The organism is Streptomyces sp. NPDC127092, assembly GCF_042722475.1.
In the GTDB taxonomy this organism is placed as follows: domain Bacteria; phylum Actinomycetota; class Actinomycetes; order Streptomycetales; family Streptomycetaceae; genus Streptomyces.
Genome location: NZ_JBHXFE010000002.1, coordinates 265,966 through 288,980, shown reverse-complemented (window position 1 = coordinate 288,980; position 23,015 = coordinate 265,966). Strand labels below are relative to the sequence as shown.

The 23,015-nt window shown below is 74.0% G+C and carries 18 protein-coding genes and 4 pseudogenes; 13 read left to right on the top strand and 9 right to left on the bottom strand.

The features are described 5' to 3' along the window. Positions 1 to 41: 41 nt before the first annotated feature. Entirely contained in the window at positions 42 to 1,547 is a 1,506-nt protein-coding gene (locus ACFWJO_RS02905; protein ID WP_386863055.1) for an acyl-CoA synthetase, read from the top strand. 2 nt (positions 1,548 to 1,549) lie between these two features. Here the strand turns inward: ACFWJO_RS02905 and ACFWJO_RS02900 are convergent, their stop codons facing one another. Both ACFWJO_RS02900 and paaK read right to left on the bottom strand, forming a co-directional pair. Beyond that, positions 1,550 to 1,933 (bottom strand): VOC family protein, encoded by a 384-nt coding sequence (locus ACFWJO_RS02900; RefSeq protein ID WP_386863054.1) that lies wholly within the window; start codon positions 1,931 to 1,933, stop codon positions 1,550 to 1,552. Positions 1,934 to 1,973: 40 nt separating this feature from the next. Beyond that, positions 1,974 to 3,281 (bottom strand): phenylacetate--CoA ligase PaaK, encoded by a 1,308-nt coding sequence (gene paaK / locus ACFWJO_RS02895; RefSeq protein WP_386863053.1) that lies wholly within the window; start codon positions 3,279 to 3,281, stop codon positions 1,974 to 1,976. Between the two features lie 310 nt (positions 3,282 to 3,591). On the opposite strand from paaK, the pseudogene ACFWJO_RS02890 reads away from it, so the two are divergent. From ACFWJO_RS02890 to ACFWJO_RS02870, 5 genes and pseudogenes are all read left to right on the top strand, one after another. Beyond that, positions 3,592 to 4,657: pseudogene (locus ACFWJO_RS02890) on the top strand (type III polyketide synthase); the annotation flags it as partial. Positions 4,658 to 4,922: 265 nt separating this feature from the next. Further along, complete coding sequence (locus ACFWJO_RS02885) at positions 4,923 to 6,146, top strand: cytochrome P450 (protein WP_386863052.1); 1,224 nt, start codon at positions 4,923 to 4,925, stop codon at positions 6,144 to 6,146. 16 nt (positions 6,147 to 6,162) lie between these two features. Beyond that, positions 6,163 to 6,714 (top strand): cupin domain-containing protein, encoded by a 552-nt coding sequence (locus tag ACFWJO_RS02880; protein WP_386863051.1) that lies wholly within the window; start codon positions 6,163 to 6,165, stop codon positions 6,712 to 6,714. Next, entirely contained in the window at positions 6,711 to 7,922 is a 1,212-nt protein-coding gene (locus ACFWJO_RS02875; RefSeq protein ID WP_386863050.1) for a cytochrome P450, read from the top strand. Before ACFWJO_RS02880 ends, ACFWJO_RS02875 begins: the two co-directional genes overlap by 4 nt. A 42-nt stretch (positions 7,923 to 7,964) precedes the next feature. Next, positions 7,965 to 8,741 (top strand): GNAT family N-acetyltransferase, encoded by a 777-nt coding sequence (locus ACFWJO_RS02870; RefSeq protein WP_386863049.1) that lies wholly within the window; start codon positions 7,965 to 7,967, stop codon positions 8,739 to 8,741. A gap of 18 nt (positions 8,742 to 8,759) precedes the next feature. Here the strand turns inward: ACFWJO_RS02870 and ACFWJO_RS02865 are convergent. Both ACFWJO_RS02865 and ACFWJO_RS02860 read right to left on the bottom strand, forming a co-directional pair. Then, positions 8,760 to 8,921, bottom strand: a pseudogene (locus ACFWJO_RS02865) (pentapeptide repeat-containing protein); the annotation flags it as partial. A 3-nt stretch (positions 8,922 to 8,924) separates the two neighbouring features. Then, a pseudogene (locus ACFWJO_RS02860) lies at positions 8,925 to 9,041 on the bottom strand (pentapeptide repeat-containing protein); the annotation flags it as partial. 667 nt (positions 9,042 to 9,708) lie between these two features. Between ACFWJO_RS02860 and ACFWJO_RS02855 the strand changes: the two are divergent. Continuing rightward, positions 9,709 to 11,229 carry an alpha/beta fold hydrolase gene (locus tag ACFWJO_RS02855; protein WP_386863048.1) on the top strand — a complete coding sequence of 507 codons (1,521 nt, stop codon included), beginning with the start codon at positions 9,709 to 9,711 and terminating at the stop codon, positions 11,227 to 11,229. Between the two features lie 34 nt (positions 11,230 to 11,263). On the opposite strand, the gene ACFWJO_RS02850 is transcribed toward ACFWJO_RS02855, so the two are convergent. From ACFWJO_RS02850 to ACFWJO_RS02830, 5 genes are all read right to left on the bottom strand, one after another. Then, entirely contained in the window at positions 11,264 to 11,935 is a 672-nt protein-coding gene (locus ACFWJO_RS02850) for an ATP-binding cassette domain-containing protein (protein WP_386863047.1), read from the bottom strand. Continuing rightward, positions 11,932 to 12,888 carry an ABC transporter ATP-binding protein gene (locus ACFWJO_RS02845; protein ID WP_386863046.1) on the bottom strand — a complete coding sequence of 319 codons (957 nt, stop codon included), beginning with the start codon at positions 12,886 to 12,888 and terminating at the stop codon, positions 11,932 to 11,934. Before ACFWJO_RS02845 ends, ACFWJO_RS02850 begins: the two co-directional genes overlap by 4 nt. Then, positions 12,869 to 14,632 carry an ABC transporter permease subunit gene (locus tag ACFWJO_RS02840; RefSeq protein ID WP_386863101.1) on the bottom strand — a complete coding sequence of 588 codons (1,764 nt, stop codon included), beginning with the start codon at positions 14,630 to 14,632 and terminating at the stop codon, positions 12,869 to 12,871. Before ACFWJO_RS02840 ends, ACFWJO_RS02845 begins: the two co-directional genes overlap by 20 nt. Before the next feature lie 26 nt (positions 14,633 to 14,658). After that, positions 14,659 to 16,173 (bottom strand): ABC transporter substrate-binding protein, encoded by a 1,515-nt coding sequence (locus tag ACFWJO_RS02835; RefSeq protein WP_386863100.1) that lies wholly within the window; start codon positions 16,171 to 16,173, stop codon positions 14,659 to 14,661. A gap of 147 nt (positions 16,174 to 16,320) precedes the next feature. Next, a complete protein-coding gene (locus ACFWJO_RS02830; RefSeq protein ID WP_386863045.1) occupies positions 16,321 to 17,955 on the bottom strand; it encodes an acyl-CoA synthetase in 1,635 nt (544 codons plus the stop codon). 177 nt (positions 17,956 to 18,132) lie between these two features. Between ACFWJO_RS02830 and ACFWJO_RS02825 the strand changes: the two genes are divergently transcribed. The 6 genes and pseudogenes from ACFWJO_RS02825 to ACFWJO_RS02800 all read left to right on the top strand — a co-directional run. Continuing rightward, positions 18,133 to 18,933: a crotonase/enoyl-CoA hydratase family protein gene (locus tag ACFWJO_RS02825; protein ID WP_386863044.1), complete on the top strand. Its 801-nt coding sequence runs from the start codon at positions 18,133 to 18,135 to the stop codon at positions 18,931 to 18,933. Between the two features lie 99 nt (positions 18,934 to 19,032). Continuing rightward, positions 19,033 to 20,016: a Zn-ribbon domain-containing OB-fold protein gene (locus ACFWJO_RS02820; protein WP_386863043.1), complete on the top strand. Its 984-nt coding sequence runs from the start codon at positions 19,033 to 19,035 to the stop codon at positions 20,014 to 20,016. Continuing rightward, complete coding sequence (locus ACFWJO_RS02815) at positions 20,013 to 21,083, top strand: thiolase domain-containing protein (RefSeq protein WP_386863042.1); 1,071 nt, start codon at positions 20,013 to 20,015, stop codon at positions 21,081 to 21,083. Before ACFWJO_RS02820 ends, ACFWJO_RS02815 begins: the two co-directional genes overlap by 4 nt. Next, positions 21,080 to 22,270, top strand: a complete 1,191-nt coding sequence (locus tag ACFWJO_RS02810) for a thiolase domain-containing protein (protein WP_386863041.1) — start codon at positions 21,080 to 21,082, stop codon at positions 22,268 to 22,270. Before ACFWJO_RS02815 ends, ACFWJO_RS02810 begins: the two co-directional genes overlap by 4 nt. An 87-nt stretch (positions 22,271 to 22,357) precedes the next feature. Continuing rightward, complete coding sequence (locus tag ACFWJO_RS02805) at positions 22,358 to 22,624, top strand: DUF397 domain-containing protein (RefSeq protein ID WP_386863040.1); 267 nt, start codon at positions 22,358 to 22,360, stop codon at positions 22,622 to 22,624. Positions 22,625 to 22,801: 177 nt separating this feature from the next. Further along, a pseudogene (locus ACFWJO_RS02800) lies at positions 22,802 to 23,015 on the top strand (hypothetical protein); the annotation flags it as partial.

Genomic DNA, 23,015 nt, shown 5'->3' with positions numbered 1-23,015 from the left:
GGTACTTGACCGGCCGCCCCGCCCGGCCGAGGATCCGAGCCATGGACGAACGACGACTGCTCTCCCGTACCGTCGACGGCGTGCTCCGCGAGAGCGCCCGCCGGGTCCCGGACCGGACGGCCGTGCGGTACGGCGAGCGCACCTGGACGTACGCGGAGCTGGACGCCGCCGTGTCGACCGCCGCGGCCGTCCTGCGGCAGCGATGGGGCCTCGCGGAACACGACCGCGTGGCGACCTACGCGCACAACTCGGACGCCTACCTCGTCGCGTTCCTCGCCTGCTCACGCGCCGGGCTCGTCCACGTGCCGGTCAACCACCACCTCACGGGCGACGACCTCGACTACATCCTGCGCCAGTCCGGCAGTTCGCTGGTCCTCGCCGACCCGGCCCTCGCCGGCCGGGTCCCCGAGGGCTTCCGCGTACGGCCCCTGCGCGACACCGAGGACTCGTTCCTCACGGCGCTCGCCGCGCCCGAGCCGTACGACGCGGACCGCGACGCCCGGGACCTCGTCCAGCTGCTCTACACCTCGGGCACCACGGCCCTGCCCAAGGGCGCGATGATGACCCACCGCGCCCTGGTCCACGAGTACGCGAGCGCCATCGACGCCCTCGACCTGCACGAGGACGACCGTCCGGTGCACTCGCTGCCGCTGTACCACTCGGCGCAGATGCACGTCTTCCTGCTGCCGTACCTCGCCGTGGGTGCCGAGAACACCATCGTCGACGGACCCGACCCCGCGCTCCTCTTCGACCTGACCGAATCCGGCCGGTGCGACAGCCTCTTCGCGCCCCCGACCGTCTGGATCGGGCTCGCCAACCACCCCGAGTTCGCGACCCGTGACCTGTCCGCCCTCCGCAAGGCCTACTACGGCGCCTCGATCATGCCCGTACCCGTCCTGGAGGGCCTGCGGACCCGGCTGCCCGGCCTGCGCTTCTACAACTGCTTCGGCCAGTCCGAGATCGGTCCCCTCGCCACCGTCCTGGGCCCCCAGGAGCACGAGGGCCGCATGGACTCCTGCGGCCGCCCGGTGCGCCACGTCGAGGCGAGGATCGTCGACGAGGAAGGCAAGGACGTGCCCGACGGGACCCCGGGCGAAGTCGTCTACCGCTCACCGCAGTTGTGCACCGGCTACTGGGACAAGCCGGAGGAGACGAAGGAGGCCTTCCGCGACGGCTGGTTCCGTTCCGGCGACCTCGCGGTCCGCGACGCGGAGGGCTACTTCACGGTCGTCGACCGGGTCAAGGACGTCATCAACTCCGGGGGCGTCCTGGTCGCCTCACGCCAGGTCGAGGACGCCCTCTACACGCATCCCGCGGTCGCCGAGACGGCCGTCGTCGGCCTTCCCGACGACCGCTGGATCGAGGCGGTCACCGCCTTCGTCGTCCCGCGCGCGGACGTCACCGAGGACGAACTCCTCGCCCACGCACGCGAGAAACTGGCCCACTTCAAGGCCCCGAAGCGGGTGTTCCTGGTCGACGAGCTGCCCCGCAACGCCAGCGGCAAGATCCTCAAGCGCGAACTGCGGGACCGCTTCGGTGCTGCCTGAGGTCAGTCCTTGGTCTTGTCCTCCATCAGGCAGAGGATGTTGCCCTCACTGTCCTTGAACCAGCTGCCCCGCATGTCGTCGGTCTCGACGACGCCCTCGACCGTCTTCAGACCCGGCAGGTCGTACTGCTCGAAGGTGACGCCCTTTTCGCGCAGTTCGGACATCGCCGCGTCGAGATCGTCGACCTTGAAGCTCGCCAGCGTGTGCTGGGCCTGGCCGCCGTAGGGGGTCTCGTAGAGACCGAACATCGTCCCACCCGACTCGACCCTGGTGTCCTCGGGAGACTCCTTCGTGACCGTGAGGCCGAGCGTCTCCGTGTAGAAGCGCTTGGCCCTGTCCAGGTCGTTGCACGGAATGATCGCGGCTATGGGGGAGTCCGCCAGCATCGCCACCACCTCCTCCCTCCAGGCTACGCAGGGACCGTGCTCAGCGCTCGCCCCGCGGGTCCGGCGCCTCCCGCAGGTCCACGATCCGCTTGATCTTGCCGACCGAGCGCTCCAGCGTCTCCGGGTCGACCACCTCCACCGCCACCGAGACACCGATGCCGTCCTTGACGGCCGTCGCGATCGCGCGCGCCGCCTCCGCGCGCTGCTCGGGCGTGGCGTCCGGGCGCGCCTCCGCCCGTACGGTGAGCGCGTCGAGCCGGCCCTCCCTGGTCAGACGGAGCTGGAAGTGCGGCGCCACGGCGGGCGTGCGCAGGACGATCTCCTCGATCTGGGTGGGGAAGAGGTTCACGCCGCGCAGGATCACCATGTCGTCGCTGCGGCCGGTGACCTTCTCCATGCGCCGGAAGACCCGCGCCGTGCCGGGCAGCAGCCGGGTCAGGTCGCGGGTGCGGTAGCGCACCACCGGCATGGCCTCCTTGGTCAGGGAGGTGAAGACCAGCTCGCCCTCCTCACCGTCCGGCAGCACCTCGCCGGTGACGGGGTCGACGATCTCCGGGAAGAAGTGGTCCTCCCAGATGTGCAGCCCGTCCTTGGTCTCCACGCACTCCTGCGCGACGCCCGGGCCCATGACCTCGGAGAGCCCGTAGATGTCCACGGCGTCGATCGCGAAGCGCTCCTCGATCTCCCGGCGCATCTCCTCGGTCCAGGGCTCGGCGCCGAAGATGCCGACCTTGAGGGAGGTGCCGCGCGGGTCGACGCCCTGGCGCTCGAACTCGTCGAGCAGGGTGAGCATGTACGAGGGCGTCACCATGATGATCTCGGGCTCGAAGTCCTGGATCAGCTGGACCTGACGCGCGGTCATGCCGCCGGAGGCGGGGATCACCGTGCAGCCGAGCCGCTCCGCGCCGTAGTGCGCGCCGAGACCGCCGGTGAACAGCCCGTACCCGTACGCCACATGGACCCGGTGGCCGGGCCGGCCGCCGGCGGCGCGGATGGAACGGGCCACGACGTCCGCCCAGGTGTCGAGGTCCCGCTCGGTGTAGCCGACGACGGTGGGGCGGCCGGTCGTACCGCTGGAGGCGTGGATGCGGCGGATCTCGGACCGGTCGACGGCGAACATGCCGAAGGGGTACTGCTCGCGCAGATCGGTCTTCGCGGTGAAGGGGAAGCGGGCCAGGTCGGCGAGCGAGCCGCAGTCCTCCGGCCGTACGCCGGCCTTGTCGAAGGACTGCCGGTAGAACGGCACGTTGTCGTAGGCGTGGCGCAGGGTCGCGCGCAGCCGCTCCAGCTGGAGGGCCTCCAGCTCGTCGCGTCCGAGCCGCTCGCCCGCGTCCAGCTGATCACTCATGCGCCACTCCCTCGCCCGCACACCGTCGTGCCCGAAACGGTCGCAGCACCGTCCTAAAACGGGCGACCGATCATTCGGTTGATCCTTGCGAGCCCAGTAAAACGGGCCGCACCCCGGGCTTGGCAAGAGGTCGGGACGGGTTTTCTTCGTTGATGATCACTGTTGACCGGGTCGGGGCCGCGCGATCACACAATCGGGTGCCATTGTCCCCGCAGGGGCGGGATCCGGGCCGGTGGCGGGAAGGGGGAACGGATGATGAAGCCGTCCGGCTCCCCTTCCCAACCCCGGACGAAACGGATCGACAACCACCATGCCCGTCCTGTGCCGTCCCGCCGTCGCCGTGCCCGAACACACGATCACGCGGCAGGAAACCCTCGACCTGGCCCGCACCCTCCACGCGGGCCACGCGTCACTGCCTCTCGTCCTCCGCCTGATCGGCAACACGGGCGTCGCCAAACGGCACCTGGTGCAGCCCCTCGACCGCACGCTCGCCCACCCGGGCTTCGAGGCCCGCAACGCCGTCTACGAGACCGAGGCCAAGGCACGGGTCCCCGCCGTCGTCGCCGAGGCACTCGACCACGCCGGGCTCGGACCACGCGACATCGACCTCATCGTCTACGTCTCCTGCACCGGCTTCATGATGCCCTCGCTCACCGCCTGGATGATCAACACCCTGGGCTTCCGCAGCGACACCCGGCAGATGCCCATCGCCCAGCTCGGCTGCGCCGCCGGCGGTGCGGCGATCAACCGCGCGCACGACTTCTGCGCCGCGTACCCCGGAGCCAACGCGCTGATCGTCGCCTGCGAGTTCTGCTCCCTCTGCTACCAGCCCGACGACCTCACCGTCGGCAACCTGCTCTCGAACGGGCTGTTCGGCGACGCCGTGGCCGCCGCCGTCGTCCGCGGCTCCGGCGGCACCGGCATCCGGCTGGAGCGCAACGGCTCCTACCTCGTCCCCGACAGCGAGGACTGGATCGCCTACAAGGTCCGCGAGACCGGATTCCACTTCCTGCTCGACAAGCGCGTGCCCGGCACCATGGAGCAGCTCGCACCCGCCCTCGTCCGGCTCGCCTCCCGGCACGGCCGGGACGCCGGCCGGCAGGACTTCTACCTCATCCACGCGGGCGGCCCCCGGATCCTCGACGACCTCGGCAAGCACCTGGACGTGCCCGCCGACATGTTCCGCTTCAGCCGCGCCACCCTCACCGAGTACGGCAACATCGCCAGCGCCGTCGTGCTCGACGCACTGCGCCGGCTCTTCGACGAGGGCGGCCCCGCCCCCGGCGCCACCGGCATCCTCGCCGGCTTCGGCCCCGGCATCACCGCCGAGATCTCCCTGGGCAGCTGGACCGGCCCCGAAGCCGCCGGCCCGCCGCGCCGCCAGACCGTGTCGATCGGCGCACAGGCCGGCCCCCGCGACGCGGCCCGCCCCGGCGAACGGGCAGGCGTGGGCGGCTCCGGCGGCCTCGGCAACGTGGGAGGCATGGGCGATCCCGGCGGTCTCGGCGCCCTCGACGACCTGGACTCCCTCGACCCGCTCACCCCCGTCGGGCGCACTCCCGCCCACACCCCCGACACCTCCTTCGAGACTCCCGACACACCCCTCGACACCCCTCTCCCCACGACAGCTGCGGTGGCCCCATGACGACGACCACGACCCCCCACACCGGCGACGAGCCCCGCGTCCACTTCTGGGCCGTCCCCGACCTCACCGGACTCGACTTCGACCCGCTCCTCGCCAGGCTGCTCCACGAGGACCCCGTCACCCGCGTCCGCCTCCCGCACGGCGACGGCCACGCCTGGCTCGTCACCCGCTACGAAGACGTCAAATTCGTCTCCGTCGACCCGCGGTTCAGCCGCCAGGCCGTCTACGGACGCTCCATCACCCGGCTCGCGCCCCACTTCATCCCGATGGAAGGCGCCGTCGGCTTCGCCGACCCGCCGGACCACACCCGCATGCGCCGGGTCGTCGCCCGCGCCTTCAGCGCCCGGGCCCTGCGCTCCCTGCGCGACCACGCCCAGGCCGTCATGGACCGGCTGCTCGACCGGCTCGAGAAGCACGGCCCGCCCGCCGACCTGATGGAACTGGTCAACCGGCCCTTCCCGCTCGCCATGGTCAGCGAACTCATGGGCGTCCCCGAGGGCGACCAGCCGCTCATGGCCCGCTGGTCCGACACCATCATCTCCGCCGGAGCCGGCCGCGAGGCCAGCGAGCAGGCCAAGGCCGAGATGGCCCGCTACTTCACCGAACTCATCGGCCGCAGCCACGGCACCGGCGAGGAGTTCCTCGCCGCGGTCCTCGCCGACGCCATCGACGACGACACCCTCGACGAACAGGAGGCCGTCGGCCTCGCCGTCCTCATCCAGATCGGCGGCGCCCACGCCGTCCGCAACAACAGCGCCAACATGGTCTTCGCGCTGCTCACCCACCCCGAGCACCTGGCCCGCCTGCGCGCCGAACCCGAACTCCTCCCGCAGGCCGTCGACGAACTCCTCCGCTACATCCCGCACCGCAACGCCGTCGGCCTCTCCCGGATCGCCCTGGAGGACGTCGAGGTCGGCGGCGTCACCATCCCCGCGGGCGACCCCGTCTACGTCTCGTACCTCACCGCCAACCGCGACCCCTCGGTCTTCCCCGACCCCGAGCGGCTCGACTTCGACCGCGGCTACAACCCGCACGTCGCCTTCGGCCACGGGCCGCACTACTGCCCCGGCTCCGCGCTCGCCCGCATCGAGTCCGAGATCCTCCTCGACACGCTGTGGACCCGCTTCCCCGACCTCCGTCTCGCCGTCCCCGAGGAGGAGATCCGCTGGCAGCGCGGCGCCCTCATCCGCGGCCCCGAGACCCTGCCCGTCACCTGGTGAGAGGAGCGACCCGACGATGACCCTCAGCGGCCTCATCGTGCCCCCGGGCGAGGGCCGGATCCTCGCCACCCCGGCCCAGCACGTCACCTTCAAGGTCACCGGCGAGCACACCACCACCGCGTCCACCTTCGAGGTGGTCGTCCCGCCGGGGTTCGACGTCGGCGCGCACACCCACGGCCGCGCCGAGGAGCTCTTCTACCTCCTCGAAGGCGAGCTCGAGGTGCTCGCCTTCGAGCCCGAGGTGCGCACCGCCGACAGCTGGCGCGGCTGGCGCACCGCCGACGGCCGGCGCGCCGTCCGGGCCACCCCGGGCACGCTCATGCTCGTCCCGCCCGGCTGCCCGCACGCCTTCGCCAACCTCGGCGACACCCCCGCCCGCATGCTCTTCCAGGTCTCGCCGCCCACGTACCACGAGACGTACTTCGAGGAGCTGATGGAGATCCTCGGCGCGGGCGACCCGGTGGACCACGAGGCCATCGAACGGCTCCGCATCCGCTACGACATCGAACAGATCACCCCGCTCCGGCACGACGCCGGAGTACGGCAGGAGACCACACCCACGCCATGACGTCCCCATCCGGCCACGGCCCCGTCGTCCACGACTGGGCCGTGGTTCCACTGCCCGGCACCGCCTTCGACCCGGTGCCGCACCGGCTCCTCCACGAGGAACCGGTCGCGCGCGTCCGCCTGCCCCACGGAGAGGGCCACGCCTGGCTCGTCACCCGCTACGAGGACGTCAGACAGGTGACCGCCGACCCGCGGATGAGCCGCGCGCTCACCGTCGGGCGGCCGCTGCCCAGCATGACCCCGCACACCCTCGCCCCGGCCGGTGGCGTCGGCCGCGCCGACCCGCCCGACCACACCCGGCTGCGCAGACTCATCGCGCCCGCCTTCGACCGCCGCCGCATGACCGCCTTGCGCGGCCGCATCGAGCGCACCGCCGAGGCCCTCGCCCTGCGCGTCCTCGACGCCGGCCCGCCCGCCGACCTCGCGGACGGCTTCGTCGGACCGCTCTCGGCCACCGTCGTCGCCGAACTCCTCGGCGTCCCCGCCGCGGACCTCGACCGGGTCCAGGCCTGGCGCGCCGGACTGCTCGACCACCACACCACCGCCGCTGCGGGCGAGTCCGTGAAGAAGGAGATCGCCGGCTACTTCGCCGAACTCGCCCGGCACCGCGCCAGGCACCCCGCCGACGACCTCGTCAGCGAACTCGCCGCCGCCCGCGCGGCCGGCGGGATCAGCACGCCCGAGCTGGTCTCCCTTGCGGTGATGCTCACCCTCAACGGGCTCGACGCCGTCCGCAACATCGTCTCCACCATGGTGTACGTGCTGCTCGTCCATCCCGACCAGACGGCGAAGCTCCGCATCGACCCCGGCCGGCTGCCCAGGGCCGTCGACGAACTCCTTCGCTTCATCCCGCAGCGCAACGGCGTCGGCATGCCGAGGATCGCCACCGCCGACATCGAGGTCGGCGGCGTCACCGTCCGCGAGGGCGAGACCGTGCACGTCTTCTACCCGGCCGCCAACCGCGACCCCGCCGTCTACACCGACCCCGACCGCCTCGACCTCTCCCGGGACGAGGCCCCGCACCTCGCCTTCGGCCACGGCGCCCACTACTGCGCCGGCGCCCGGCTCGCCCGCATGGAGGCCGAGGTCATGCTCGCCACCCTGCTGGCCCGGTTCCCCCGGCTCGCGCTCGCCGTGCCACCCGACGAGATCGCCTGGCGTACGGGCACGGTGAACCGCGGACCGGAGGCCCTGCCCGTCACCTGGTAAATCGGTGGCAGGGGTGCCGGTGCGGATGCTGGGGTGAGGGCCATGGACCTCACCGCACTGCGCACCCTCCTCGACCGCCAGCTCCGACTCGGCGCCCGCCCCGACGGGCCGGGCGCCCGCGTCGAACGGGACGGACTCGTCGTCCGCCAGACCGGACCCGCGCACGGCTGGAACGGGGTGCTGTGGTCAGGGCTCGGCGACCACGACGCCGACGCCGCCATCGCCGCGCAGATCGGCCACTTCCGGGCCGCCGGCCGCTCCTTCGAATGGAAGCTGTACGGTCACGACGGCCCCGCCGACCTCGCGCGGCGGCTCGTCGCCGCCGGCTTCACCGCCGACGAGCGGGAGACCGTGATGGTCGCCGAGGCGAGCGCCGTGTCCGCCCCGGTGGACCTGCCCGACGGCGTCGAACTGCGGCCCGTCACCGACGAGGCCGGAGTGCGGATGGTGGTCGAGGTGCACGACCTGGCCTTCGGCACGGACAGTTCCCCCATCGGCCGCCGCCTGCTCGACCAGCTGGCCGACGCGCCCGGCACGGCGGCCGCCGTCGTCGCCCTGGCCCACGGCGAGCCCGTCAGCGCCGCCCGCCTCGACCTGCCTCCGGGCAGTGACTTCGCGGGGCTGTACGGCGGCGGCACCGTCGCGGCCTGGCGGGGCAGGGGCCTGTACCGGGCCCTGGTCGCTTACCGCGCCCGGATCGCCGCCGAGCGCGGCTACCGCTACGTCCAGGTCGACGCCGCCGACACCAGCCGGCCGATCCTCGCGCGCCTGGGCTTCGCGGAGCTGACCACGACGACGCCGTACCTGTACGAGATCTGACGCGTACGCGTACGAGATCTAGCGCGTCCAGTGCCCGGGGCGCTCGAAGCCCTCGGGGAGGCGGGTGGCGGCGTCGCCGCGGGCCGAGTTGAGCTGGGGCTGGGTGAGGAAGAGGGCCCCGGTCAGGTTCGCGCCCGACAGGTCGGCGTCGCGCAGGTCGGCGCCGATCAGGTCGGCCAGCGAGAGGTCCGCGCCGCTCAGGTCGGCCGCGATCAGCAGCGCGCCGCGCAGGTCGGCGCCCCGCAGCTTCGCCCCGCGCAGCCGGGCCCCGATCAGGTCGGCGCCCCGCCGGCTCTTCGGCCTGCCGCCGGCCGCCGCGCGGACCAGGGCGGAGCTCTCCAGGAGGAGCGGGTTCACCTCGGCCCGCACGGGCGCCACGTCCAGCTTCTCCAGGCCGTCCGCGTCGCCCTCGGTCAGCGCGGTCACCCGGGCGAGCGCCCGGTCCAGGTCACGGTGGAGCGGGCGGGTCGCGGCGAGCGAGCGGGCCTCGGTCAGGTAGCGGAGCAGCTCGTACAGCTGGCGCACCACCGGGAACACCTCGTACATCTGCCGGGCGGTCTGCGGGGCCTCGCGCCAGGAGACACCGCCGAAGGTGACCTGGGAGACGTGCTGGCCGGCGCCGAAGCAGTCGTAGACGGTGCAGCCGGGGAACCCGGAGTCCCGCAGCCGGGTGTGGATGCCGCAGCGGAAGTCGTCCTGGAGGTTGCGGCACGGGTCGCCCGCCGACTTGTTCACGGCGAAGTCGTTGGACCGGGCGAAGGGGAGGGCCACACAGCACAGCCCGAAGCAGTTCGCGCAGTCGCCGCGGAGCTCGCCGTGCCGGGGCTCGTCGTGGTGCAGGGCGGTCTGACGGGTCTCGGACACGGGGAAACGGGTTCCTTCGCTGGTGGTGGCGGACATCCCACCGTATCGCGCTGTCGGCGAACCCGGTTGCCGGACCCTGCGCGGGGCGATCATGATCGGCGGCATGCCTCAGTTCACGACGTACGACGGAACCCGTCTCTCCTACCGGACCCACGGCACGGGGGAACCCCTCGTCGTCCTGCCCGGCGGACCCATGCGCGACGCGAAGTACCTCGGCGACCTCGGCGGACTGTCCGCCCACCGCACCCTGATCGTGCCCGACCAGCGCGGCGTCGGCGGCAGCGCGACGCCCGCCGACCCGGCGAGCTACCGCTGCGACCGGCAGGTGGCGGACGTGGAGGCGCTGCGCGCCCACCTCGGCCTGGAACGGTTCGACCTGCTCGGCCACTCCGCGGGCGGCACCCTGGCCGTCCTCTACGCCGCCGCGCATCCGGGCCGGCTGCGTTCGCTCGTCCTGGTCACCCCGGGGACGCGCGCGGTGGGCATCGAGATCTCCGACGAGGAGTGGGACGGCGGCGTCGAGGTCTTCGCGGGCGAGCCGTGGTACCCGGAGGCGCGGGCCGCCCTCGACGGCATCGGTCCCGACACCTCCCTCGAGGAGGAGTCGGCGATCGCGATGCCGTTCGCCTACGGCCGCTGGGACGCGGCCGCCCGGGCCCACGCGGCGGGTGCCGCGACCGAGATGAACTGGGCGGCGGCCCGGGCCTTCTACGCCCCCGGAGCCTTCGAGCCCGACGCCACCCGCGCCGGCCTGCGCGAGCTGACCGCCCCCGTGCTCGTCCTGGCGGGCGAGTACGACGCCGGGCCGAGTCCGGTGCGGGCCGCCGAGCTGGCCGCGTGCTTCCCGCACGCCGAGCTCGTCGTGCAGCCGCGGGCCGGGCACTACCCCTGGGTCGACGACGCCGGAGACTTCGTCCGCCCGGTCCTCGCCTTCCTCGACCCCGAGGTCCGCACGGTGACCGTCGACGGCGTACGGCTCGCCTACCGGGTGAGCGGTCCCGAGGAGGCACCGCCGGTCGTCCTGGTGCACGGGCGCGGCGCCGACGGCACCGACTGGGCCGGGATCGCGGCCGAGCTGTCGGCCGACCGCCGGGTGTACGCGGTCGACCTGCGCGGCCACGGCCTGAGCGACCGGCCCGGGCAGTACGGCTTCGGAGTCTTCCGCGACGAACTGGGCGGCTTCCTCAAGGCTCTCGGTCTGACCGGAGCCACCGTCGTCGCCCACTCGATGGGCGGCGCCGCGGCGTACCTGCTCGCCCAGCGGGAGCCGGGCCTGATCGGACGGCTGGTCCTGGAGGACGCCCCGGTCTTCTTCCCGCTGGACCCGCCGCGCGGGCCCGCCGGTCCGCCCGAGGAGCCCGTCTCCTTCGACTGGGCGATCCTCGACGCGACCAATGCGGAGCTCAACGAGCCCGACCCGGCCTGGCGCGCCGAGCTGTCCGCGATCACCGTGCCCACCCTGGTCGTCGGAGGCGGCGAGGACAGCCATCTGCCGCAGGAGCAGCTGGCCTGGATGGCGGAGCAGCTTCCGGACGCCCGGCACGTCACCATCGAGACCGGCCATCTGATCCACGAGTCGCGCCCCCGCGAATTCCTCGCCCTGCTGCGGGAGTTCGGCGTCTAGTCGGCATCCCAGGTGCGTTCGACGGGTGAGCAGGTCACGCCTGGAGCTTCCCGTCGCGCATGGTCAGCACCCGGTCGCAGACGTGCCGCACCGCCGCGTGGTCGTGGGAGATGAACAACGACGCCACGCCCAGCGACTCCTGAAGGTCCATCAGGAGATTCAGGATCCCCGCGCGCAGCGACGGATCGAGCGCCGAGGTGGGCTCGTCGAGGACCAGCAGGTCCGGGCCGGTGGCCAACGCCCGGCCGATGCCGACGCGTTGGCACTGGCCGCCGGACAGCTCGTACGGGAACCGGTCGCCGAGCCCGGCGTCCAGGCCCACGAGCCCCAGGAGCTCGTCCACCCGGGCCGGGCCGCCGGCCGACCAGCGGCCGTGCACCCGCAGCGGCTCCGCGATCTGCTCGCGCACCCGGCGGCGCGGGCTCAGCGCGCCGTACGGGTCCTGGAACACCGGCTGGAACCGGGGCCGCAGCGGACGCAGCTCGCGCTCCCGCAGCGCCGTCAGCTCGACGCCGGCGAACCGCACCGAGCCCGCGTCGGGCCGCAGGAGCCGCAGCACGGCCGAGGCGGTCGTCGACTTGCCGCAGCCCGAGGGCCCGACGAGTCCGACCGTCTCCCCGGCCGCCACGTCGAACGACACCCCGTCGACGGCCGGGTGCGCCCCGTACCGGACGACCAGGTCGCGCACTTCGAGAAGGGCGTTCATGCCGCCTCCCCGAACGGGTGGTGGCAGGCGACGAGACGGCCGTCGACCGGCCGCGTCCCGGGCTCGGAGCCGCGGCACACCGGGCCGGCGTGCGGGCAGCGGGGAGCGAAGGCACAGCCCGCGCCCGGTGCCGCCGTGCCGGGCGGCGGCCCGTCGAGCACCGGAAGGCGCGAGCGGTGCGCCATGCCGGCCGTCGGCAGGGAGGCCAGCAGACCCCGGGTGTACGGGGCGACGGGCCGCCCCAGCACGTCGTCCGCGGCGCCCTGTTCGACCAGCCGTCCCGCGTACATCACCGCCACCCGGTCCGCGTGCCGCCGTACCGCCTCCAGGTCGTGGCTCACCAGCAACAGCGCCGCCCCGGCCGCCGCGCACCGCTCCCGCAACAGCGTGAGCACCTGCTCCTGCCGCTCGGGGTCGAGGGCCGTGGCCGGCTCGTCGGCCACCACCAGGTCGGGCCCGTTGACCAGGGCCGTCGCGATCACCGCACGCTGCCGCATCCCGCCCGACAGCGCGTGCGGGAACGCCGCGGCCGCCTCCGGTGCGAGGCCGACGGCGGCGAGCGCGCGCCGGGCGACCGCCCGCGCCTCGCGCCGCCCTGCCCCCGCCACCGAGCGCACCGCGAAGGCCAGTTGGTCCTCGACCCGGTGTACGGGCGACAGCGCCGACATCGCCTCCTGCGGGACCCACGCCAGGCGGCGGCCGAGATCGGCCGGCCCGACCGGCGCGCCGCGCAGCAGCACCGTGCCGGAGACGACGGCCCCGCGCGGCGCCATCCCGAGCAGCGCCCGCGCGGTGAGGGACTTGCCCGCACCGGACTCGCCGACCAGGGCGAGCACCTCGCCGGCGCGCAGCGTGAAGGACACACCGCGGACGGCCTCGACGCCGGCGATGCCGACCCGCAGGTCGTCCGCCTGGAGCAGCGGCCGGGGGAGTTCAGTCGGTTCGGGCGGCAACGGGCCGGACCTTCCTTCGTACGGACAGCGGGAGAACGGCGGAGAGCGGGCGGGAGCCGCGGCGTACCGGGGCGCCCCGCGAGGAGAGGCAGACGGCGAGCGCCGCGAGCAGCGCCAACGCCACGGCCGGGGCGAGTGCGGCGACCGGCGCCCGCTCGACGTAGTCGGCCGACTCGTCGAGCAGCAGCCCCCACTCCGGCGACGGAGGCTGCGGGCCGAGACCCAGGAAGCCGAGCGACGCCAGCGCGAGGACCACGCCCGGGAGCCGCAGCACCGCGTGCCGGGCGACCGGCCCGGCCACCGTCGGCAGCACGTGCCGGGTCCACACCCACAGCGGCCCCGCGCCGATCGCCCGCTGCACCACCAGGAAGCGCGAGGCCCGTGTCTCCCGCACGAGCGCCGCCGCGTGCGCGGCGAGCGGCGGCCAGGACACCAGCGTCACGGCGAGCGCCGCCGCCCCGGTCCCCGGCCCGGTCGCGGCCGCGACGAGCAGACCGGTGAGCACCGGCGGCAGCGCGTTGGCGACGTCCGCGAACCCGGCCGCCACTCCGGGCAGCACTCCCAGCGCGAGCCCGACGAACAGGCTGAGGAGCGTCACCGCGGCGGCCGTTCCGACCGTCGACGCGGCCCCGTGCCCGAGCCGTGCGAGCACGTCCCTGCCGAGCGCGTCCGCGCCGAGCGGATGCGCCGCCGACGGCGCCGCCAGCCGCGCCGTGACGTCCACGGCGTACGGGTCGCGCAGCAGCCCCCAGCCCAGCACCACGACGAGGACGGCGCCCAGCACCGCCGGAACGCCCGGCGGGATCCGGACCGGGCGTGGCGCCGGCAGGCCGAGCCCGGCCTCCCGCAGCGCGGGCCCCAGCAGCCGGCGCCGGACCAGCGCGGCCGCCGCGCCCGCGAGCAGGCCCAGCCCGAGGAGGGCGAGGACGCAGCCCTGGAGCAGCGGCAGGTCCTGCGACTTCGCCGCGCCCAGCGCCGTACGCCCGATGCCGGGCACGGCGAAGACCGTCTCGACGGCGACCGCGCCGCCGGTCAGGCCGACGGCCACCATCCCGAACTGTCCGGCGAGCGCGGGCAGCACCCGCCGCAGCGCCGCGGCGGTGATCCGGCCCCGCCCGGTGCCCGCGCCGCGCCACAGCTCCGCCCACCGTTCGTCGAGGACGGCGGGGAGCGCGTCGGCGACGAGCCGGCCGAGCAGCGCGCCGGCGGGCACTCCCAGGGCGAGCGCCGGCAGCACCAGATGCGCGGGGCCCGCCCAGCCGGACGTCGGCAGCCACCCGAGCCACACGCCGACCGTGACGAGCAGGACGAGCGAGAGCAGGAACTCGGGGACCGAGGCGAGCACCGCGGCCCCCGCGCCGCCCGTGGCCCGGCCCCGCACAAGCACCGGTACGGCGAGCAGCGCGCCGACCAGCAGGGCGACGGCCAGCGCCGCGCCCATCAGGGTGAGGGACACGCCGAGGCCGGCCGTGACCGACGGAAACACGTCGGCGCCCGACACCCAGGAGACCCCCAGGTCGCCGTGGAGCAGCCGGCCGAACCAGCCACCGAGGAGCCCCGACGGGCCCGCGTCCAGGCCGAGATCGGCGCGGATCGCGGCGAGCGCCTCGGGGGTCGGCTCCTGCTCGGCGGACCGGGCCCGCAGCAGGGCGAGCGCCGGGTCCCGGCCGGACAGCCAGGGCAGCAGCCCGACCAGGGCCACGACCACGGCCAGCGCGACCGCCTGGGCGGCCCCGGCGCGCAGGGCCGGGGCCGTGACGCGGGGGCGGATCACCGTACGTGCGTGTCGACGGTGACGAGCTCGCGCTCGCGCGGGTCGTGCGCGGCGCCGACGACGTTCGCGGCGTCGCCCTGGATCACCCGCTCGTGCAGCATCGGCACGGCCGCGTCGGTGGCGAGCACGGCGGCCTCGGCGGCGACGACGGCCCGCCGGCGGGCGTCGCCGGCGGGCGTCGCGGACGCGGTGGCGAGCGCCGAGTCGACGGCCGGGTCGGCGAGCTGCGAGATGTTGAAGGAGCCGTCGCCCGCGAAGTCGCTGTACAGGTACGCGGCGGGGTCGCCGGAGTCGAGGACGGTCGCCCGCGACAGCACGAAGGCGTCGAACTTCCCCGCGAGGGCGTCCGCTTCGATGGCGGCGTACTCCCGCACGTCGAGCCGGACCGTGAACCCGGCCTTCCGCAGCTGCTGCTGGAGCAGCTGGGCGACCTCGGGCAGTTCGGCCCGGTCGGTGAAGGTGCCGAGGGTGATCGTCGCGCCCTTCGGGTCGCCCGGGGCGGTGTGCCGCACCGGCGTCCGCAGCTTCGCCGCCCACGGCAGGGCCGGTCCGAGCAGGCCGCCGGCGACGTCCGCCCGGCCCTCGTAGACGCCGTTGACCAGGGCGCGGGGGTCCACGGCCGCGCGGGCGGCGGCGCGCAGCGCCGGGTCGCGGAACGCGCCGAGCCGGGTGTTCAGGTAGAGGGTGTTGGTGCGGGGCATCGGGACCTCGGTGATCAGGTCCTGGTCGAGCAGCCGGGCCTGGGAGACCGGCACCGCCTCCACGATGTCGGCCTCCCCGCTGCGCAGCGCGGCGGCCCGGGCGGTGCCGTCGGGCACGTACCGCACGTCGATGCCGGCGGCCTTGGCGCGTCCGCCCCAGTAGCGGTCGTAGCGGTCGAGGGTCGCCGTGGTGGTGCCGTCGGCGCGGACGAGCACGAAGGGGCCGGTGCCGGCGCCGACCGGGTCGACCGTCCTGCCGCGGTACGCCCTGGCGGCGAGGACCGAGAGCTGTGGCGAGCTGAGCCGCTGCGGTACGAGCGGGTCGGCGGCCGCGGTGGTCACCTCGACCGTACGCGGGCCGGCGGCGCGCGCGGTGAGACCGACGCCGTCGAGGATCCGCGGCCGGGGCGAGGCGGTCGCGGCGGTGGTGAGGGAGCGGACCACGTCGGCGGGGGTGAGCGGGCTGCCGTCGTGGAAGGTGACGCCCTGGCGGAGGGTGAGGGTCCAGGTCCGGCCCTGCTGCCGCCAGGCGGTGGCGAGCGCGGGGACGGCGTTGCCGTCGCGGTCGAGCCGGACGAGGGTCTCGGCGGTGGACCAGCGCGAGAGCTTGAAGGCGTCGTCGGAGAGCGGGGAGAGGCCGGAGCGGGGCGGCTGCATCATCGCGACCCGTATGCGGCCGCCCTCTCCGCCGCCTCCTCCGGCGGCCCGGCCGCCGCTGCCGGCGAAGCACCCCGAGAGGACGGCGGTCGCGGTGGCGACGGAGAGGGCGGCGAGGAGGCCGCGGCGGAGGGCTGGGGTGTTTTCGGGCAGGCGAGACACGAGGGGTCCTCAGGGGGGTGACGTGCGGAGACGCCCCGACCCTAGCAGAATGAAAATCATTCCCATTAAGCGGCTCGGGTTCGCCCTCCCGGTGGACCCGGGCCGCGGCCGCCGGGTCGGTCGTCCCCGGGGCCTGGTTCAGGACCCCGTGGCCGCGGCGTCCGCCTCCGTCGCCACCGAGCGGGCCCAGCGGTAGTCCGCCTTGCCGCTGGGGGAGCGCTGGATCGTGTCCGTGAGGACGAGCTGGCGCGGCACCTTGTACCCGGCGAGCCGGGTGCGGCAGTGGGCCTGGACCGCCGCCAGGTCCAGCGGCGCGGCCCCCTCGCGCAGCTGGACGACGGCCGCGACGTGGTTGCCCCACTTCGCGTCGGGCACACCGGCGACCAGCGCGTCGTACACGTCGGGGTGGGACTTGAGCGCCTGCTCGACCTCCTCCGGATAGACCTTCTCGCCGCCGGTGTTGATGCACTGCGAGCCGCGCCCGAGGACGGTGACGATGCCCTCGGCGTCCACGGTGGCCATGTCGCCGAGCAGCACCCAGCGTTCGTCGCCCTTCCGGAAGAAGGTCTCGGCGGTCTTGACCGGGTCGTTGTAGTAACCCAGAGGGACATGGCCGCGCTGGGCGAGCCGACCGACCTCGCCGACGGCGACCGGCTCGTGGGTGGCCGGGTCGACGACCTGGGTGCGCTCGTTGACGTGCAGCCGGAAACCCCTGGCGGGGCCGGAGTCGTCCGTCGCGCGCCCGTTGGAACCGGACTCCGACGAGCCGAAGTTGTTGAGCAGCAGGACGTTCGGCGCCAGGGCCCGGAACTGGTCGCGCACCGTGTCCGACATGATCGCGCCGGACGAGGAGAGGCTGAACAGCGAGGACAGGTCGGTGCCCTTCAGCGGTCCGTGGAGGGCGTCGACCAGGGGCCGCAGCATGGCGTCGCCGACCAGCGACACGCTGGACACCCGCTCCTTCTCGATGGTGCGCAGCACCTCCTCGGGCACGTACTTGCGGTGGATCACCACCCGCTGCCCGTAGTTGAAGGCGATGAACGAGGTGAGGGTGGAGGTGCCGTGCATCAGTGGGGGCGTGGGGAAGAAGGTGAGCCCCGCGCCGCCCGCCGCGACCCGTTCGGCCAGCTCCTCGGGCCTCTTGACGGGTTCGCCGCTCGGGTCGCCGCCGAAGAGGCCGGCGAAGAACAGGTCCTCCTGGCGCCACATCACGCCCTTGGGCATGCCGGTGGTGCCGCCGGTGTAGATGACGAAGAGGTCGTCGGGCGAACGGGGCGCGAAGCCGCGCTCCGGTGATCCGGCCGCCTCGGCCTCGGCGAACGCGACGCAGCGGAGAGCGGGGGCGCCCTCGGGCGGGGTCCCCACCCGCACGAGGTGCCGCAGCTTCTCCGTCTGCGGCAGGGCGCCCGCGACGCGCTCGGTGAACTCGGCGTCGAAGACGAGCGCGGCGAGGTCGGCGTCCCGGTAGAGGTAGACCAGCTCCTCCTCCACGTAGCGGTAGTTGACGTTGACCGGTACGAGCCGGGCCTTCAGGCAGGCCAGCACCGTCTGCAGGTACTCGATCCCGTTGTACAGGTGGAGGCCGAGGTGCTCGCCGGGCCGCAGGCCCGCGTCGATCAGGTGGTGGGCGATGCGGTTCGCGGCGGCGTCGAGTCCGGCGTAGGTCAGCCGGCGCTCGGCGCCGGTGCCGGGGTGGTCGAGGTAGACCAGTGCCTCGCGGTCGGGGACCACGTCGACGACCGATTCGAACAGGTCGGCAAGGTTGTACTCCACCGTTCCTCCTGATCCTGGCCCGGACTGACCCCCGTCGGTCACTGGGCGGTCATTAGAGCGCCGACGGACGGAGGTGGGAAGGGGTCGCGCAGAAGAATCTGACTGAGTGTCAGAAAACTATTGAACTGGACCCGCCACTCCTGCAACCTGTTCCAGAAATGGAGACGGGAGACGCCCATGGGTGGCACCGAACACCTCGACGTGCGGCGCGAAGGCGCCACGCTCGTCCTCACCTTGAACCGGCCCGAGGCCAAGAACGCGCTCTCGCTGCCGATGCTCGTCGGCCTCTACGACGGCTGGCTGGAGGCCGACGCCGACGACACGATCCGCTCCGTCGTCCTCACCGGCGCCGGCGGCTCCTTCTGCGCCGGCATGGACCTCAAGGCGCTCGCCGGGAAGGGCATGGAGGGCGAGGCCTACCGGGACCGCATGACCGCCGACCCCGACCTCCACTGGAAGGCCATGCTGCGGCACCACCGCCCGCGCAAACCGGTCATCGCCGCCGTCGAGGGCCACTGCGTCGCCGGCGGCACCGAGATCCTCCAGGGCACCGACATCCGGGTCGCCGGAGCCTCCGCCACCTTCGGCCTCTTCGAGGTCCGCCGCGGCCTCTTCCCGATCGGCGGCTCCACGGTCCGGCTGCCCCGGCAGATCCCGCGCACCCACGCCCTCGAAATGCTTCTCACCGGCCGCCCGTACACCGCCGAGGAGGCCGCGCGCATCGGCCTCGTCGGCCGCGTCGTCCCGGACGGGACCGCTCTGGAGGCGGCCCTGGAGACCGCCGAGCGGATCAACGCCTGCGGTCCGCTCGCCGTCGAGGCCGTCAAGGCGTCGGTCTACGAGACCGCCGAGATGACGGAGCAGGAGGGACTGGCGGCGGAACTGAAGCGGGGCTGGCCGATCTTCGCCACGGCGGACGCGAAGGAGGGCGCGAAGGCCTTCGCGGAAAAGCGCACGCCGGTCTACCGCCGGGAGTGACCTTTCCCCCGGCCCCGCCCCGCCCCGCCCCGGACCCCGGACCCCGCGCCTCGGGCGCCGGCGGGCCCGGAGTTCCCCCACCCACCAAGGAGCCGCCCCATGACCGCCGCCCCCGAAACCCTCCGCGCACCCCTCGTCGTCGAGTTCCCCTTCACCCGCTCCCTCGGCCCCGTCCAGTCCGCCTTCCTCACCGGCCTGCGCGAGCGCGTGCTGCTCGGGGTGCGCACCGAGGCCGGCCGGGTGCTCGTGCCGCCCGTCGAGTACGACCCCGAGACCGCCGCCGAACTGCGCCAACTCGTCGAGCTCGCACCCACCGGCACCGTCACCACCTGGGCGTGGAACCCCGAGCCCCGGCGGGGACAGCCGCTCGACACGCCCTTCGCCTGGGTCCTGGTCCGGCCCGACGGCGCCGACACCGCGCTGCTGCACGCCCTTGACGCACCCGGACCCGAGGCCGTCCGCACCGGGATGCGCGTCCGGATCCGCTGGGCCGCCGAACGGCACGGCGCCATCACCGACATCGCGTGCTTCGAGCCGTACGACGACGGCGACGGCGACGACGGCGATGCCGGCGGCCCTGCCGACCACGCCGCCCGGCCGCACGACGGCGTCTTCGACGAGCCCGTCACCGGCATCGTCGCGCACGCCCGCCTCGACTACACCTACACACCCGGCCGCGCCCAGACCGCCTGGCTGCACGACCTGGCCGAGCGCCGCACCGTCGGCGAACGCTGCCCGTCCTGCGCCAAGGTCTACGTGCCGCCCCGCGGCGCCTGCCCCACGTGCGGCGTCGCGACGACCGACCGTGTCGAGGTCGGCCCCCGCGGCACGGTCACCACCTTCTGCATCGTCAACATCAAGGCGAAGAACCTCGACATCGAAGTCCCCTACGTCTACGCCCACATCGCCCTCGACGGCGCCGGCCTCGCCCTCCACGGCCGCATCGGAGGCATCCCGTACGACCAGGTCCGCATGGGCCTGCGCGTCGAACCCGTGTGGACCGAAGGCGGCCGCTACCCCGACCACTACCGGCCCAGCGGCGAGCCGGACGCCGACTACGACACGTACAAGGAGCTCCTGTGACCGCAGCACGCCGGGACGTCGCCATCGTCGCCTTCGCCCAGACCGACCACACCCGGCGCACCGACGAACTCTCCGAGGTCGAGATGCTCATGCCGGTCCTCCACGAGGTGCTGCGGCAGACCGGCCTCAAGACCTCCGACATCGGCTTCACCTGCTCGGGCTCCTCCGACTACCTCGCCGGCCGTCCGTTCTCCTTCACCATGGCGCTCGACGGCGTCGGCGCCTGGCCGCCCATCTCCGAGTCCCACGTCGAGACGGACGGTGCCTGGGCGCTGTACGAGGCGTGGGTGAAGCTGCTCACCGGCGAGGCCGACACGGCCCTCGTCTACGCGTACGGCAAGTCCTCGCCCGGCTCCGTGCGCGACGTGCTGACCCGCCAGCTCGACCCGTACTACGTGGCCCCGTTGTGGCCCGACTCCGTCGCCCTCGCCGCGCTCCAGGCCCGGGCGCTGATCGACGCCGGCGACACCGACGAGTCCGCGCTCGCCGCGATCGCCGCCCGCAGCCGCCAGGACGCCGCCGCGAACCCGCACGCCCAGCTGCCCGGCGCCCGACCGCAGGGCGACCACCTCGTCGCGCCGCTGCGCACCGGGGACTGCCCGCCCGTCGGTGACGGCGCCGCCGCCGTGATCCTCGCCGCGGGCGACCGGGCCCGCGAACTGTGCGCCAGGCCCGCCTGGATCACCGGCATGGACCACCGCATCGAGGCCCACTCCCTCGGCGTGCGCGACCTCACCGACTCGCCGTCCACGCGCCTCGCCGCGGAACGCGCCGGAGCCTTCGACCCGACCGCCGACCGCCCCGTCGACACCGCCGAACTGCACGCCCCCTTCACCTCGCAGGAGGTCGTGCTCCGCAAGGCGCTCCGGCTGGGCGACGAGGTCCGCGTCAACCCGTCCGGCGGCGCGCTCGCCGCCAACCCCATGATGGCCGCGGGCCTGATCCGGCTCGGCGAGGCCGCCGCCCGCATCCACCGCGGCGCCTCCGACCGCGCCCTCGCCCACGCCACCTCGGGGCCCTGCCTCCAGCAGAACCTGGTCGCCGTCCTGGAAGGAGACCCCCGATGAGCGCAGTCAGCACGGCCGGGACGGCGAAGGAGTGCGTCGCCGTCGTCGGCATCGGCCAGACCAAGCACGTCGCCGCCCGCCGGGACGTCTCGATCGCCGGACTCGTCCGCGAGGCCGCCCGACGGGCCCTCGACGACGCCGAGTTGACCTGGGCGGACATCGACGCCGTCGTCATCGGCAAGGCCCCCGACTTCTTCGAGGGCGTGATGATGCCGGAGCTGTACCTCGCCGACGCGCTCGGCGCGGTCGGCAAGCCGATGCTCCGGGTCCACACCGCCGGCTCGGTCGGCGGCTCCACCGCCCTGGTCGCCGCGAACCTGGTGGCCGCCCGGGTCCACCGCACCGTGCTCACGCTCGCCTTCGAGAAGCAGTCCGAGTCCAACGCCATGTGGGGCCTGTCGCTGCCCGTGCCCTTCCAGCAGCCGCTGCTCGCCGGCGCCGGCGGCTTCTTCGCCCCGCACGTACGCGCCTACATGCGCCGCACCGGCGCACCCGACACGATCGGCTCCCTCGTCGCGTACAAGGACCGCCGCAACGCGCTGAAGAACCCGTACGCGCACCTCCACGAGCACGACATCACGCTGGAGAAGGTGCAGTCCTCGCCGATGCTGTGGGACCCGATCCGCTACTCCGAGACCTGCCCGTCCTCCGACGGCGCGTGCGCGATGGTCCTCACCGACCGTACGGGCGCGGCCCGTTCGCCCCGGCCGCCCGCGTGGCTGCTCGGCGGCGCGATGCGCAGCGAGCCGACGCTCTTCGCCGGCAAGGACTTCGTCTCGCCGCGGGCGGGCCGGGACTGCGCCGCCGACGTCTACCGGCAGGCCGGCATCACCGACCCGCGCCGCGAGATCGACGCGGTCGAAATGTACGTGCCGTTCTCCTGGTACGAGCCGATGTGGCTGGAGAACCTGGGGTTCGCGGAGGAGGGCGAGGGCTGGAAGCTCACCGAGGCCGGCGTCACCGAGATCGGCGGCGACCTGCCCGTGAACCCCTCCGGCGGCGTCCTGTCCACCAACCCGATCGGCGCCTCCGGCATGATCCGCTTCGCGGAGGCGGCGCTCCAGGTGCGCGGGCAGGCCGGCGAGCACCAGGTCGAGGGGGCGCGCACGGCGCTGGGGCACGCGTACGGCGGGGGCGCGCAGTTCTTCTCCATGTGGCTCGTCGGCGACCGGCCGCCGACCGTCTGAGGGGTGTCGGAGGTCCGGGCCGGTCGCTACGCTGAGGCCCGGATCAGCCGCAGAGCGTGACGCGGGGAACGCGAGAGGAGCACGGACGTGGCGGACAGCACGACGACCAGCACGATCACCGGCACCGTCGGCCAGCACGGCCTCGGCGGGCAGGACATGCCGGACCTCGACCTGGCGGGAGCCGACTGGCGCTCCGGCAGCCAGGGTGTGGGAGACGTCCAGATCGCGTTCGTCGAGGGCTTCATCGCCATGCGCAACGGCCGCCGCCCGGAAGGCCCGTCGATCGTGTTCACCCCGGCGGAGTGGCGGGCGTTCGTGGTGAACGCGCGCGAGGGCGAGTTCGACCTGACCTGAGGCGCGAACGCGCCCTCACGGAGCAGGTGACGGGCTCTTCCGGCCTGGCATTCACACAACCGCCACAATCGGCCTCCCTGGCGGCGCACACCGGCGTACGCTGGGGTTTTCGTGGGGCCTTCGCCCCGGAGCACCCCCCTGTGCGCCGGGCGTGCGCCCCCGGGGTGGGGGTTGACCATGGCAGTGCACGACGGCGGACGCGTGGGGCGGGGCTTCGGGCTCTTCGAACGCGACGCCGAACTCGCGGCAGCCGAGGAGGCGTTGAACCTCCTCGTCGGCATCAACGCCGGCATCAGCGTCGGAACCGGCGTCGGAACCGGCGTCGGAACCGGCGTCGGCGCCGGGCTCGGTGACGCTGCCGGAGACGGTGACGGCATCGGCGCCGTGCGCC

Bases quoted from the DNA above. Each gene is read 5' to 3' on its own strand.
- paaK (WP_386863053.1), bottom strand. From the start codon at position 3,281: ATGAGTGATCAGCTGGACGCGGGCGAGCGGCTCGGACGCGACGAGCTG.
- ACFWJO_RS02850 (WP_386863047.1), bottom strand. From the start codon at position 11,935: ATGAACGCCCTTCTCGAAGTGCGCGACCTGGTCGTCCGGTACGGGGCG.
- ACFWJO_RS02825 (WP_386863044.1), top strand. From the start codon at position 18,133: ATGGGTGGCACCGAACACCTCGACGTGCGGCGCGAAGGCGCCACGCTC.
- ACFWJO_RS02810 (WP_386863041.1), top strand. From the start codon at position 21,080: ATGAGCGCAGTCAGCACGGCCGGGACGGCGAAGGAGTGCGTCGCCGTC.
- ACFWJO_RS02905 (WP_386863055.1), top strand. From the start codon at position 42: ATGGACGAACGACGACTGCTCTCCCGTACCGTCGACGGCGTGCTCCGC.
- ACFWJO_RS02820 (WP_386863043.1), top strand. From the start codon at position 19,033: ATGACCGCCGCCCCCGAAACCCTCCGCGCACCCCTCGTCGTCGAGTTC.
- ACFWJO_RS02855 (WP_386863048.1), top strand. From the start codon at position 9,709: ATGCCTCAGTTCACGACGTACGACGGAACCCGTCTCTCCTACCGGACC.
- ACFWJO_RS02870 (WP_386863049.1), top strand. From the start codon at position 7,965: ATGGACCTCACCGCACTGCGCACCCTCCTCGACCGCCAGCTCCGACTC.
- ACFWJO_RS02900 (WP_386863054.1), bottom strand. From the start codon at position 1,933: ATGCTGGCGGACTCCCCCATAGCCGCGATCATTCCGTGCAACGACCTG.
- ACFWJO_RS02885 (WP_386863052.1), top strand. From the start codon at position 4,923: ATGACGACGACCACGACCCCCCACACCGGCGACGAGCCCCGCGTCCAC.
- ACFWJO_RS02875 (WP_386863050.1), top strand. From the start codon at position 6,711: ATGACGTCCCCATCCGGCCACGGCCCCGTCGTCCACGACTGGGCCGTG.
- ACFWJO_RS02880 (WP_386863051.1), top strand. From the start codon at position 6,163: ATGACCCTCAGCGGCCTCATCGTGCCCCCGGGCGAGGGCCGGATCCTC.